This window comes from Actinoalloteichus caeruleus, assembly GCF_049311605.1.
GTDB lineage: Bacteria > Actinomycetota > Actinomycetes > Mycobacteriales > Pseudonocardiaceae > Actinoalloteichus_B > Actinoalloteichus_B caeruleus.
In genome coordinates this window covers 998,987-1,011,627 of sequence record NZ_CP186005.1, presented here as the reverse complement: position 1 = coordinate 1,011,627, position 12,641 = coordinate 998,987, and the positions used below count along the sequence as shown (strand labels likewise).

Here is a 12,641-nt window from a genome sequence, read left to right as displayed (position 1 = left end):
GCCGGTCGCCCCGGGTCACCACCCGGGCACGGGTCGGTGCGCGGTGGAAGAGCGACCCCCGGAGGGATCGCCGGTCACCGCGTCCGCTCATGGGTACCGCCCCGGCGGCGCGCCTGGCCCCACCCCCGCCCGGGGAGCCACCGCCCCAGTCCGACAGTTCGACACCGAGCCCACCTCCGGGCTCCCGGGCCGGCGAACACGTCGACCCGGACCACGACAGACGCTGGTTCCTGGGAGGAGCTGTGCCCCAACTCCGCTCCCGCACCACCACCCACGGCCGCAACGCCGCGGGGGCTCGTGCGCTGTGGCGTGCCACCGGCATGACCGACACCGACTTCGGCAAGCCGATCGTCGCCATCGCCAACTCGTACACCCAGTTCGTGCCCGGCCACGTGCACCTCAAGGACATGGGCGACCTGGTGGCCGGCGCCGTACGGGAGGCCGGCGGGGTCGCCAGGGAGTTCCACACCATCGCCGTCGACGACGGCATCGCGATGGGCCACAGCGGCATGCTCTACTCGCTGCCCTCCCGCGAGGTCATCGCCGACGCCGTCGAGTACATGGTCGAGGGACACCAGGCCGACGCGCTCGTCTGCATCTCCAACTGCGACAAGATCACGCCGGGCATGCTCAACGCGGCGATGCGGCTGAACATCCCCACCGTGTTCGTCTCCGGTGGTCCGATGGAGGCCGGCAAGGCCGTCGCCGTCGACGGTGTCACCCGGGCACCCACCGACCTGATCACGGCGATCTCGGCGTCGGCGAGCTCCGAGGTCGACGACGCCGGCCTCTCCGAGGTGGAACGCTCGGCCTGCCCGACCTGCGGCTCCTGCTCCGGCATGTTCACCGCGAACTCCATGAACTGCCTCACCGAGGCGCTGGGCCTCGCCCTGCCCGGCAACGGGTCGACCCTGGCCACCCACGCGGCCCGCCGGGAGCTGTTCCTGGCCGCCGGTCGCACCGTGGTCGAGATCTCCCGACGCTGGTACGAGCAGGACGACGACTCCGTCCTGCCCAGGTCGGTGGCCAGCAGGAAGGCCTTCGAGAACGCGATGGCCCTGGACATGGCGATGGGCGGCTCGACGAACACCGTGCTGCACATCCTGGCCGCCGCCCAGGAGGGCGAGGTCGACTTCGACCTCGCCGACATCGAGGCGATCAGCAGGCGGGTGCCCTGCCTGTCGAAGGTCAGCCCCAACTCCGACTACCACATGGAGGACGTGCACCGGGCGGGCGGCATCCCCGCCATCCTCGGTGAGCTGGACCGGGGTGGGCTGCTCCACCGGGACGTGCGCTCGGTGCACTCGCCCACCCTGGCGAGCTGGCTCGCCGAGTGGGACATCCGCTCCGGCGAGGCGTCGGAACGCGCCGTCGAGCTCTTCCACGCCGCACCAGGCGGCGTGCGCACCACCAGGGCCTTCTCCACCGAGAACCGGTGGGTCTCCCTGGACACCGACGCCGAGGGCGGCTGCATCCGCGACGTCGAGCACGCCTACACCGCCGACGGTGGCCTCGCCGTGCTGCGCGGCAACCTCGCCGAGGACGGCGCCGTCATCAAGACCGCCGGGATCGACGAGGAGCTGTGGCGGTTCCAGGGGCCGGCCCGGGTGGTCGAGAGCCAGGAACAGGCGGTGTCGGCGATCCTGTCCCGTGAGATCCAGCCGGGAGAGGTGCTGGTCGTCCGGTACGAGGGGCCGGCCGGCGGCCCGGGGATGCAGGAGATGCTGCACCCGACCGCCTTCCTCAAGGGTTCCGGGCTCGGCAAGAAGTGCGCCCTGATCACCGATGGCCGCTTCTCCGGTGGTTCCTCGGGCATCTCCGTCGGCCACATCTCCCCGGAGGCCGCCGGTGGCGGGTTGATCGGCCTGGTGGAGAACGGTGACCAGGTCCTGATCGACGTGCGGGAACGCAGGTTGGACCTGCTCGTGGACGAGGCCGTCCTCGCCGAACGACGCGCCAAGATGGAGGCGTCCGAACGTCCGTGGCAGCCGGTGGACCGGCAGCGGAAGGTGTCCACGGCGCTGCGCGCGTACGCGCGGCTCGCGACGCCCGCCTCGATGGGAGCCGTGCGCGACCCGCGACTCTGAGCCCCCGCACCGGGCGAGGACCTGGAACGGCCCGGTCACCCATGATGGGTGACCGGGCCGTTCCTCGTGGTGGGGGGTGGACGGCGGCCGGGGCCGCCGACGGCGTCACCGGAAGACGAACAGCACGACGGCCGTGGCGATACCACCGAGCACCAGGAAGATCAGGGCCGTGCGGAACGGGAACCGGAAGTAGGGCCGCCCGCTGTCCAGGGAGAACCGTCCCGGCCCCGTGAAGACCAACGCGGCCGCGGCGGCGGCCAGCAGCAGCTTGTACTCGAAGCCCCCGGCCTGGGTCAGGAAGAAGCCCTCGTCGAAGGTGAACACCACCGACGCCACCGCGAGCCCGAGCAGCGGCACCGAGGCCAGCGAGGCCAGCAGACCGATGACCAGCAGCCCGCCGGCCACGATCTCGGTGATCGCCGTCGTCATGGCGAGCGCGTCGGTGTTGGTGAAGCCCATGTCGGCCAGGCTGTCCGCGAAGCCGTCGAGCCCCGGGGTGCCGGCCCAGGTGAAGAACTTCTCCAGTCCGTGCGCGATGAAGATTCCCCCCACCACCAGGCGGAGCAGGAGCAGACCGAAGGCCGGCCCCGGATCCGCGCCCGCGTGGTCCGCCGCGCCGGGAGCCCGCATCGGAGTGGTGTTACCGGAATCGCCATCGTTGTAGTGCACGAGGCCAGGGTAGACACCGGTGATCGGCGGTGGCGCGGAGAACCACCAGATCGCCATGAACCCGTGACGCCCCTCCGCCGGCCGGGCGAGGGGTCAGTAGGCGCCCCGCACGACGTTCGTCGGCTCCTCACCCGCCACGAAGAGCTCGATCTGCCGGGCGGCCACCGCCCAGCTCCGCTCCCGCGACCCGCTCACGCTGCCACCGACGTGGGGTGTCAGCACCAGCCCCGGTACCTCCCACAACGGGTGCCCCGCCGGCAGCGGCTCGGGGTCGGTCACGTCCAGGGCGGCGCGCAGCCGCCCCGAGGACAGCTCGGCGACCAACGCGTCGGTGTCCACCACCGGGCCCCTGGCGGCGTTGACCAGCACTGCGCCGTCCGGCATCGCGGCGAGGAACGCGGCGTCGACCAGCCCGGTGGTCTCGGGTGTCAGCGGCACCATCAGCACCACCGCGTCGTGCCGGGGGAGTTCCGCCGGCAGGGCGTCCAACCCGAGGACTCCCGCCCGTGGGGTGCGCGCCACGAAGGTGCAGCTGGCGTCGAAGGCGAGGAGCCGGCGTTCCAACTGCCTGCCGAGGTCCCCCGCACCCACGACGAGGACCCGCTTCCCCTGCACGGTCTCCGTCGGGTGGTAGTCCCACTCTCCCCGGGCCCGCGCGTCCTGGAACCGGGGCAGGTCGCGGTAGATGGCCAGCAGCACCGCCATCGCCCACTCCGCGGTGCTCCCCCCGTGGGCGCCCCGACCGCTGGAGAGCGTGACCCCGGAGGGCAGTCGACCAGCCAGCGGCTCGACCCCCGCCGTCAACAGCTGCACCAACCGGAGCCTCGGTAGCCTCCCGACGAGGTCCAGCACCCCCTCCGCCGCGAGGAAACCGGGCACCAACACCTCCGCCTCGGCGGCCTCCGCCGGCAGCTCGGTGGACTTCGGGTCGAAGAGCACGGGGACGACACCGGGAACCCGGCCGAGGACCTCGGCGCCGAACGCGGTGGGAACCAGCACGGTCACAGTCACCCGAGCACCCTAACGAGTGAGCGGCGGGCTGACACCTCCGAGGATCGGCCGGGTTCGACGGGCGACCGCCGGGAGCACGCTCACCACGCGCTCACCGTCCAACGCCTAGGCTGCGTACCTATGCTCCGCAGCTCACGACCACCGCGTCCACGCCGCCAGGCGACGTGGGGCCTGCTGTGCGCACTGCTGGTGACCGCCGGCTGCGCCGACTTCTCGGAGCAGGACCAGCGAGGCGCCGAATGGTCGGAGCCGAGGACGCCGACCCCGGTGCAGCCCACCCCGTTCGACTCCACCCCGGAACGCCAGCGGCGGGACCAGCCGGACGAGTCGACTCCCGTGCCACCACCGGAGGGGTGCGTCGACCACCACGTCGCGGTCGTCGCCACCTGCCTCGACCCGGTCGGCGGCATCGCCGTGCTCCCCGACGGGGAGCACGCGCTCGTGGGTGAGGCCACCACCGGCCGGATCGTGCGGGTCGCCATCCAGGACGACCCGGAGCGCAAGGACCGGTACGAGGAGTTCGCCACCGTCGACGTCGACCCCTCCGGGGGCGGCCTGCTCGGGATCGCCCTCTCCCCGGACTACCTGGAGGACGAGCTCGTCTACGCCTACGTCAGCACCCCGGAGGACAACAGGGTGGTGCGCGTCGCGCGCGGGGACAGCCCGAGACCGGTTCTCACCGGGATCCCCCGCGGCGGGCCGGAGACCGGTGGGGCGCTCGCCCTCGACCCGGCTGGCGCGCTGCTCATCGCCACCGGGGCCCCCTCGGGTTCGGAAGCCACCGACCCCAGCTCCCCCGCCGGCAAACTGCTGCGCTTCACCCCGGGCACGGACACGCCCGAGGGAACGGCGGGCACGGCATCGCTGGCCGTCGCCAGCGGCCTGAGCTCCCCGCGCGGGATCTGCGTCGCACCCGAGACCGGTCAGACCTGGGTGACGGACCGGGCCGACGGGCTGGACCTGCTGCACCGGGTGGAGTTCGACGGCCCGCTCGGGGAGGCGGCGTGGAACTGGCCGGAGCGGCCCGGGGTCGCCGGGTGCGCGGCCTGGGAGGACATGGTGGTGGTCCTGCTCACCGAGGACTCGGCGGCGGCGAACTTCCCACTGGGCCCGGAGGGCGACTTCCTCGGTGCCCCCGAGCCGAACATGGTCGACCTCTTCGGCCGGCTGGGGCCACTGGTGAGGAGCGGTCAGGACGAGATGTGGCTGGGCACCCGCAACAAGGAGGGTGGGGAACCGGAGTCGTCCGACGACCGCGTCCTGGTCACGATCCGGCCGGAGACCGCCGTGGGCGGTCAGGACTGATCGGACCCGGCACCGGCCGGGGTCGACCCCCTCGCCCGGGGCGGCACCACCCGGCCGGCCGGAGCCCTCGGGTGGCGGCCGACCCCGAGATGCCGGCACCAGCCGGCTCGTCCACCGACGCCGCGCGGACGAACACCGGGCCGCGCCCCGGGCCACCGATCCCGGCGGTCGGGGCACGACCCGGCGACCGGCTCAGGCGGACACGGCCTCGACGACCAGCTCACGAACGCGTTTGGCATCAGCCTGGCCCTTGGTGGCCTTCATCACCGCGCCGACGATGGCCCCGGCGGCCTGGACCTTCCCGCCCCGGATCTTCTCGGCCACGTCCGGGTTGGCCGCCAACGCCGCCTCGACGGCGGTGCGCAGCGCCGACTCGTCCGAGACCACCTTCAGGCCACGGGCGGCGACGACCTCGTCGGGCTCGCCCTCACCGGCGAGGACACCGTCCACCGCCTGCCGGGCGAGTTTGTTGGTCAGGGTGCCCGTGGTGACCAGTTCGATGACCCTGGCCACCTGGACCGGCGTGATGGGCAACGCCGCCAGCTCCTCGCCCCGCAGGTTCGCCTGCTGGAGCAGGTAGGACACCCACCAGGACCGGGCCTCCGCCGAGGACGCGCCCGCCTCGACGGTCGCGGCGATGAGGTCGACGGCCCCCGCGTTCAGCAGGTCCCGCATCTCGGCGTCGGACAGCTCCCACTCCTGTTGGATGCGCCGACGGCGCTCCCACGGCAGCTCGGGCAGCGTGCCCCGCAGCTCCTCCACCCACTCCCGGGACGGCGCCACCGGCACCAGGTCGGGTTCGGGGAAGTAGCGGTAGTCCTCCGAGGTCTCCTTGCGACGGCCGGCCGAGGTGCTGCCACTGGACTCGTCGAAGTGGCGGGTCTCCTGCACGATCGATCCGCCACCCGAGAGCACGGCGCCCTGCCGGGACATCTCGAACCGCACCGCCCGCTCCACGCTGCGCAGCGAGTTCACGTTCTTCGTCTCGGTGCGGGTCCCGAAGGTGTCGCCGCCCTTGGGCATCAGGGAGACGTTCGCGTCGCACCGCAGCGAGCCCTGGTCCATGCGCACGTCGGAGACGTCGAGCGCGCGGAGCAGGTCACGCAGCGCGCTCACGTACGCCCTGGCGACCTCGGGTGCCCGCTCGCCGGCGCCCACGATCGGCTTGGTGACGATCTCGATGAGCGGAACACCGGCCCGGTTGTAGTCCAGCAGCGAGTGCGCCGCGCCGTGGATACGACCGGTGGCACCGCCGACGTGCAGCGACTTGCCGGTGTCCTCCTCCATGTGGGCCCGCTCGATGTCCACCCGGAAGGTCTCACCGTCCTCCAGCACGACGTCGAGGTAGCCGTCGAAGGCGATCGGCTCGTCGTACTGGGAGGTCTGGAAGTTCTTCGGCTGGTCCGGGTAGAAGTAGTTCTTCCTGGCGAAGCGGCACCACTCGGCGATCTGGCAGTTCAACGCCAACCCGATGCGGATGGCCGACTCCACCGCCTTGCCGTTGACCACCGGCAGCGCGCCGGGGAGGCCGAGGCAGGTCGGGCACACCTGCGTGTTGGGCTCGCCACCGAAGTCGGTGGGGCAGCCGCAGAACATCTTGGTGTTCGTGGACAGCTCGACGTGCACTTCGAGCCCGAGGACCGGGTCGTAGGTGGCCAGGACGTCGTCGTAGTCCATCAGGTCAACGAGAGCGCTCACTTCTTCCTGCCCCTCCGCACGCTCCGGAACAGCAGGCCGGCGGAGGTCACCAGCGCTGCCAGGTGCAGCACGGCGTTGACCAGCGACAGCCGGTCCGACTCCTGCCGGGCCTTGCGCAGTTCCGACAGCGAGCCCACCGCGCCGAACACCAGACCCCCGAGGTTGAACAGGATCTTGATCAGGCTCTGCCGCTCGTCGTCGTCCAGCTTGTCGGTTATCTCGCGGTCACCCGCCACTTGTGCGTCTCCTCATCCCATTCGGTCCGACTGTCGACCCTTCACGACTTCACCGGAGAAAGCCCAGGTCGCGGAGCTTGTCGGCGGTACGTCGCCGCCACCTATCGTAGGAGGGAACCCGGCTGAGCTCAGTGTGGCGGGCCCGCTCCGCCAGCAACGGCAGGTACTCCTCGACGTCCCGCCTCCGACGACGCCCACGCCCGGCGTTCATCGCCTCGGTGAGGGTCTTCTTGGGGTCGCTGAGCCGCTCGACATCCCGAAGCCGGTCCGCCTCGAAGACGTCACCCGCGCTCGGCGCGCGGCGGGCGAGCCGGTTGACCAGCTCGGTGTCGGCGAGCGCCCACGCCTCCATCTCCCGCACCGGGGCCAACTCCACCAGCGGCGGCAGCCCGGGACCTCCGCCGCGCCCCGCCGTCTCCCAGCACGACAGCATCGGGGCCCAGCTTCGCTCACGTTCCTCGCCGTTCTTGTCGTCGTAGTGGAAGAACACCAGGTCGGGGCGGGGAGTGAGCTCGGCCACCTGCTCGGTGAACCGCTGCCAGGGCCTGTCCCCCCGCCGTTGGAAGGTGAGGGGTTCGGCCAGGTCGAAACCAGCGCTGGTCCCGGTACTTCCGATGTCACGCAGGGCGCGGAACACGATCACGCGGAAGAACGTCTCGTCCGTGGGCCCCTCCACGAGGATCGCCGTGTTGAGCGGGCGCACTCAGTCATCCTCCAGCAACTGCCGAGCGTGCTCCCGGTCGATCCCGGGCAGCGCGCGTCGCTCGTGCCGCGACACCGGATGAACCCCGAGGTCGAGCTCGGCCTGACCGGCCCGGCCGCCACCCCGGCTCCTACTCACCCGGGAGGGTTCGTCCAACGAACGGGCCCGCGAGACCCGGCTGCTCCCGCCGCCGGGCTCGACCCTGCTCACCCAGTCCATGACGATGATGTCCGAGGGATCGACCACGAACAGCACCAGCGGCGAGTGACTGGACAGCACCAGTTGCGCGAGGGGCTCCTCCCCCGCGTCCGCCTCCGCCGGGTGCGTGACGAGCTTCCGGAGCAGCTGCACCAGCGCCCTGAACCGCTGCGGGAAGATGCCGTTCTCGGGCTCCTCGAAGCAGATCAGGCCCCGGTACTTCGGGTCGTGCAGCGCGGCGAGCAGGGCCAGCACCCGCATGGTGCCGTCCGAGGCGATGCGCGCGCTCACCCGGCCCTCGTCGCTGGTGTCGAGGTGGATCTCCCACTGACCGGTCGCCGGGTTCTCCTCCACCTCCACCCCGCTGAACCCGCGCACGACCCGGGCGAGGTCCACGGTGATGTCGTCCAGCACGCTTCCCTGGTCGAGGGTGGTCTCCCGTTCGATCCTCCGGAGCACCTTGGCGAGGTTCCCGCCGGCTGGTTCGAGCTGGTCGCCCCGTTGCTCCGGGGTGCTGGGGCTGCGCAGGGCGACCGGGTCGAGCTGGAGGAAACGCCACGACTCCATCTCGCGGCGCAGCGCGTAGAGCAGGGGGAACTCCACCGTGGAGGTGATGCTGGAGAGCACGGTGGCCTCCGCCGCGTGCGCCGGCAACTGCCGGGCCCGTCCCTGGTTTCCCTCCTGCCGGATGGAGAAGACCGCGTCCCCCGCGCTGTTGGTCTCGGTGACGAGGAGGGCCGAGGTCCGCCGGTACGCGAGGTTGGCGTCGCGGAACTCCCGGCTGACCCGCTGGTCCCGGACCCAGTCGTCATCCTTGCGGCGGATGGGTCGCGCCTCCTCGGAGACGACGAACAGGCGGGGAGAGCCGTCCTCGACGGTGCGGCGCTCGATCTCCAGCTCGTACCGCAGCCGGGTGTGCGTGACCCGCACCTGCCGGCCGAAGGGGTCGACGACCGTGGGCTCCAGCAGCACCTCGACGGCGAAGCGCATCTGGTTGACGGCCGTCCCGTCGCCCTTCCAGCGGAACAGCTCGGAGAGGTCCCCCCTGGCCCCGGTACAGGCGTCGTAGAGGGACGGGGAGCTGGCGAGCCGCCCCAACAGCTGGATCGCGTCGAACAGGTTGGACTTCCCGCTGGCGTTCTGGCCGAGGATGGCCAGGAACGGCGGGATGTCCAACCCGAAGTCGGCGAACGACTTGAAGCCGTCGACCTCGATCCGGGTCAGCACGACGGCCGTCCCGGAACCGGAGCCATCAGGCGGTCACCGCCAGGTCGGGGACCCGGTGGATCAGCGGCCCGCCCTGCGCGGCGTCCCGCGCCACCTCGAAGGCGGCGCTGACCCGGTACATCCGGTCGTCGGCCTGCGCGGGAGCCATGACCTGGAGGCCCACCGGCAGCCCGTCCTCGTCCGAGAGCCCGGAGGGCACGCTCATGGCGGCGTTCCCGGCGAGGTTCGCCGGGATGGTGCACAGGTCCGCCAGGTACATGGCCAACGGGTCGTCCACCCGCTCCCCGATCCGGAACGCGGTGGTCGGGGTGGTCGGCGACACCAGCACGTCGACCTTCTCGTAGGCGGCGGCGAAGTCGCGGGCGATGAGGGTGCGGACCTTCTGCGCCTGCCCGTAGTAGGCGTCGTAGTAGCCCGAGGACAGCGCGTGCGTCCCGATCATGATGCGGCGTTTGACCTCCGGGCCGAAGCCGGCCTCCCGGGTCAGCGACATGACCTCCTCGGCGGAGAGCCTGGCCCCGTCGTCGCCGACCCGCAGGCCGTAGCGCATCGCGTCGAACCGGGCGAGGTTCGACGAGCACTCGCTGGGCGCGATCAGGTAGTAGGCGCCCATCGCGTAGTCGAAGTGCGGGCAGGAGACCTCGACGATCTCGGCGCCGAGTTCGGCGAGCAGCTGCACGGCGGCGTCGAAGGACCGCAGCACTCCGGGCTGGTAGCCCTCCCCCGCGAACTGGGTGACCACGCCGACGCGGACGCCGGTGAGGTCGCCGCTGGCGCCCTGCCGGGCCGCCGCCACCACGGGCGGCACGGGCGCGTCGATGGAGGTGGAGTCCAGCGGGTCGTGGCCGCCGATGACCTCGTGCAGGAGCGCCGCGTCCAGGACCGTCCGCGCGCAGGGGCCGGCCTGGTCCAGGGAGGACGAGAAGGCCACCAGCCCGTAGCGGGACACGCCCCCGTAGGTGGGCTTGACGCCGACGGTGCCGGTGACCGCGCCGGGCTGGCGGATCGAGCCGCCGGTGTCGGTCCCGATGGCCAGCGGGGCCTCGAACGCGGCCAGTGAGGCCGAGGAGCCGCCGCCGGAGCCGCCGGGGATCCGGTCCCGGTCCCAGGGGTTCCTGGTCACGCCGTACGCGGAGTTCTCGGTGGAGGAGCCCATCGCGAACTCGTCCATGTTCGTCTTCCCGAGGACGACGACGCCCGCCTCGCGCAGCCGGCGGGTGACGGTCGCGTCGTAGGGCGGCAGCCAGCCCTCGAGCATCCGGGAGCCGCAGGTGGTCGGCACTCCCTTGGTGGTGAGGATGTCCTTCAGCGCCAGGGGGACGCCGGCCAGCGGGGACGCCGGCGCCTCACCCGAGGCGAGCGCCGCGTCCACGGCCTCCGCCGCCGCGAGGGCGCCCGTCCCGTCGACGTGGAGGAACGCGTTGATCTCGGGGTCCACCCCCGCGATGCGGTCCAGGTGGGCCTGGGTCACCTCGACGGCGCTCACCTCGCGGCGGTGGATGCGCTCGGCCAGCTCGGCGGCCGTGGACCGGGTGATCTCGTCGGACACGGGGTTGCTCACTGCTCCTCCCCGAGGATGCGCGGAACGCGGAAACGGTTCTCCTCCACGGCGGGGGCGGCGGCGAGCGCCTCCCGCTGCGTCAGGCCCGGGCGGACCTCGTCGGCGCGGAAGACGTTGGTGAGGGGCACCGCGTGCGAGGTGGGGGGGATGTCCCCGGCCGCCACCTCACCGACCTTGGCCACCGACTCCAGGATCACGCCGAGCTGGGAGGCGAAGGTGTCCAGTTCCTCCTCGGTCACGGCCAGCCTGGCCAGCCGGGCGAGGTGCGCGACCTCGTCACGGGAAATGGCGGGCAAAACGAGAACCCCCTGATCGTGGTTCGCGATGGTGGACAGGGAATGACCTCGCCATTCTATGGGTGGGCGGGTCCCACCCCGTACCGGCCCGCGTCCACCGCCACGAGCGTCGGGAAGGGGGCTGACCGGCCGGCCCCGCCATCACCCGTCCTCGTCGAGCTGCCAGACTGGACGGGTGGACGGCCCCGCCCGAACACGCGCCCGAACAACGGGTCACGGCGATTTCACACGAATTCGCGGCGGGGGCCTTTTCCGCGTTGACGGCGAGTGGGATGCTTGATCGACAGCGCGGGCGGCGATCCCGTCCCAGGGCGCTGATCTGTCACCATTCGGCGGCGACGTGCCGTGCACCGCGCGGGCGGCGAGGTTCCGCGCACAGTAGCAGGAGGCTGTGGATTCAGTGTCCTTCCTGATCCGCGTACAGCTGCCGGACGAGCCCGGCAAGCTGGGCGCGGTGGCCACCGCTCTGGGAGAGGCGGGGGCCGACATCCTCAGCGTCGACGTGGTGGAGCGCGGCTCCGGCGTCGCCATCGACGACCTGGTGGTCGAACTGCCCTCGGGTCGGCTGCCGGACGTGCTGATCACCGCCGCCGAGTCCATCGACGGCGTCGAGGTCGACGCGGTCCGCCCCTACGCGGGGGTGCTCGACACCTTCCGCGAACTGGAACTCGTCGAGGACATCGCCTCCGATCCCAGCACCGGTCTTGACGTCTTCGTGCAGGGCGTGCCACGGATCGTCCGCTCCGGGTGGGCGATGATCGTGGGCGACAACGGCGAGGGCGCGTTCCGCCTCGCCGCGAGCGCCGCCGCACCGGAGACCAGGGCGCTGCGGCTGCCGTGGTTACCACTGGACCACGCCGCCATCCTGGACGGTGAGGAGGAGTGGGTGCCGGCGACCTGGCGGGAGCTGGGCACCGAGCTGGCGGCCACCCCGCTGGGCAAGCCGGACCGGGTCCTGCTCGTCGGGCGGCCCGGCGGGCCGATGTTCCGGGCCTCGGAGCTGGCGCGGCTGGCCCACCTCACCGGCATCGTCGCGACGATCCTCGTGGACGGGCGCTAGCCCGGCCGGAACCCAGACGGGCGGCCGCTGGCCGCCCGCTGGTCGTCCGACGTCCCGAACGCTGCTCAGTTCCCCCCGCCGAGCGGGTGTTCGAAGGACAGCAGCCGGATTCCGTCGACCGACCAGTCCCGTGCCGGCAGGCGGCGGAAGCCGAGGCGTTCGTACACCCGGTGCGCGGTGGTCATGCGCTCCTGGGAGCAGCACACCACCCGTTCCACGCCCAGTTCACCAGCCCTGGCCAGCACCGCCCTGGTCAGGGCCGCTCCCACCCCGCGCCCCCTCGCCTCGGGGCGCACGGCGAGCATCCGGAACTCGAGCTCTCCGTCGCGGGCCATCTCGGCGAAGGGGGTGCCGGCGGCGGCGACGGTGACGGTGCCGAACACCCGGCCGTCGACGACGGCGACGAGGAGTTCCGCCTCCCGGTCACGGCGGCCGGTGTCCCGGAGCTCCTCCGCGTACTCCTCGTTGCCGACGAGGAACCGCTCCTCGTCGTAGGCGGCGACGGTGAGCTCGCCCACCTCCGCCAGTTCGGTCGCCAGGGGGCGACGGATCACGGGTAAGCCGCTGTGCACCATGCTCCGCATCATCGT

At 72.1% G+C, this 12,641-nt stretch carries 12 protein-coding genes; 3 read left to right on the top strand and 9 right to left on the bottom strand.

The features are described from left to right. Positions 1–242: 242 nt before the first annotated feature. Positions 243–2,087, top strand: coding sequence for a dihydroxy-acid dehydratase (gene ilvD, locus ACOJVX_RS04550; protein WP_422647280.1), 1,845 nt, complete (start codon positions 243–245; stop codon positions 2,085–2,087). A 105-nt stretch (positions 2,088–2,192) separates the two neighbouring features. On the opposite strand, the gene ACOJVX_RS04545 is transcribed toward ilvD, so the two are convergent. Next, positions 2,193–2,756, bottom strand: coding sequence for a DoxX family protein (locus tag ACOJVX_RS04545; protein ID WP_162147262.1), 564 nt, complete (start codon positions 2,754–2,756; stop codon positions 2,193–2,195). Between the two features lie 93 nt (positions 2,757–2,849). Further along, the gene (locus tag ACOJVX_RS04540; RefSeq protein WP_418154378.1) at positions 2,850–3,761 is read right to left on the bottom strand and encodes a 2-hydroxyacid dehydrogenase; all 912 of its coding nucleotides are present in this window, start codon (positions 3,759–3,761) and stop codon (positions 2,850–2,852) included. 126 nt (positions 3,762–3,887) lie between these two features. Here ACOJVX_RS04540 and ACOJVX_RS04535 point away from each other — a divergent pair, with 126 nt between their 5' ends. Beyond that, a complete protein-coding gene (locus ACOJVX_RS04535) occupies positions 3,888–5,072 on the top strand; it encodes a PQQ-dependent sugar dehydrogenase (RefSeq protein WP_035273159.1) in 1,185 nt (394 codons plus the stop codon). A 192-nt stretch (positions 5,073–5,264) separates the two neighbouring features. Here the strand turns inward: ACOJVX_RS04535 and gatB are convergent, their stop codons facing one another. The 6 genes from gatB to gatC are packed head-to-tail and all read right to left on the bottom strand — an operon-like array spanning position 5,265 to position 10,991. Next, positions 5,265–6,770: an Asp-tRNA(Asn)/Glu-tRNA(Gln) amidotransferase subunit GatB gene (gatB, locus tag ACOJVX_RS04530; protein ID WP_418154364.1), complete on the bottom strand. Its 1,506-nt coding sequence runs from the start codon at positions 6,768–6,770 to the stop codon at positions 5,265–5,267. Further along, the gene (locus ACOJVX_RS04525; protein WP_030104022.1) at positions 6,767–7,006 is read right to left on the bottom strand and encodes a hypothetical protein; all 240 of its coding nucleotides are present in this window, start codon (positions 7,004–7,006) and stop codon (positions 6,767–6,769) included. The genes gatB and ACOJVX_RS04525 overlap by 4 nt, the downstream gene beginning before the upstream one ends. A 49-nt stretch (positions 7,007–7,055) precedes the next feature. Then, the gene (locus tag ACOJVX_RS04520; protein ID WP_422647279.1) at positions 7,056–7,709 is read right to left on the bottom strand and encodes a hypothetical protein; all 654 of its coding nucleotides are present in this window, start codon (positions 7,707–7,709) and stop codon (positions 7,056–7,058) included. Continuing rightward, positions 7,710–9,134 (bottom strand): AAA family ATPase, encoded by a 1,425-nt coding sequence (locus ACOJVX_RS04515; RefSeq protein ID WP_422647278.1) that lies wholly within the window; start codon positions 9,132–9,134, stop codon positions 7,710–7,712. A gap of 25 nt (positions 9,135–9,159) precedes the next feature. Continuing rightward, the gene (gene gatA / locus ACOJVX_RS04510) at positions 9,160–10,695 is read right to left on the bottom strand and encodes an Asp-tRNA(Asn)/Glu-tRNA(Gln) amidotransferase subunit GatA (protein WP_026417161.1); all 1,536 of its coding nucleotides are present in this window, start codon (positions 10,693–10,695) and stop codon (positions 9,160–9,162) included. Beyond that, complete coding sequence (gatC, locus tag ACOJVX_RS04505) at positions 10,692–10,991, bottom strand: Asp-tRNA(Asn)/Glu-tRNA(Gln) amidotransferase subunit GatC (protein ID WP_026417162.1); 300 nt, start codon at positions 10,989–10,991, stop codon at positions 10,692–10,694. The genes gatA and gatC overlap by 4 nt, the downstream gene beginning before the upstream one ends. A gap of 400 nt (positions 10,992–11,391) precedes the next feature. Between gatC and ACOJVX_RS04500 the strand changes: the two genes are divergently transcribed. Further along, positions 11,392–12,051: an amino acid-binding protein gene (locus tag ACOJVX_RS04500; RefSeq protein WP_026417163.1), complete on the top strand. Its 660-nt coding sequence runs from the start codon at positions 11,392–11,394 to the stop codon at positions 12,049–12,051. A gap of 65 nt (positions 12,052–12,116) precedes the next feature. Here ACOJVX_RS04500 and ACOJVX_RS04495 read toward each other — a convergent pair whose 3' ends face one another. Continuing rightward, positions 12,117–12,638: a GNAT family N-acetyltransferase gene (locus ACOJVX_RS04495; RefSeq protein WP_026417164.1), complete on the bottom strand. Its 522-nt coding sequence runs from the start codon at positions 12,636–12,638 to the stop codon at positions 12,117–12,119. Between the last annotated feature and the right edge of the window lie 3 nt (positions 12,639–12,641).

Bases quoted from the DNA above. Each gene is read 5' to 3' on its own strand.
- ACOJVX_RS04495 (WP_026417164.1), bottom strand. From the start codon at position 12,638: ATGATGCGGAGCATGGTGCACAGCGGCTTACCCGTGATCCGTCGCCCC.
- ACOJVX_RS04535 (WP_035273159.1), top strand. From the start codon at position 3,888: ATGCTCCGCAGCTCACGACCACCGCGTCCACGCCGCCAGGCGACGTGG.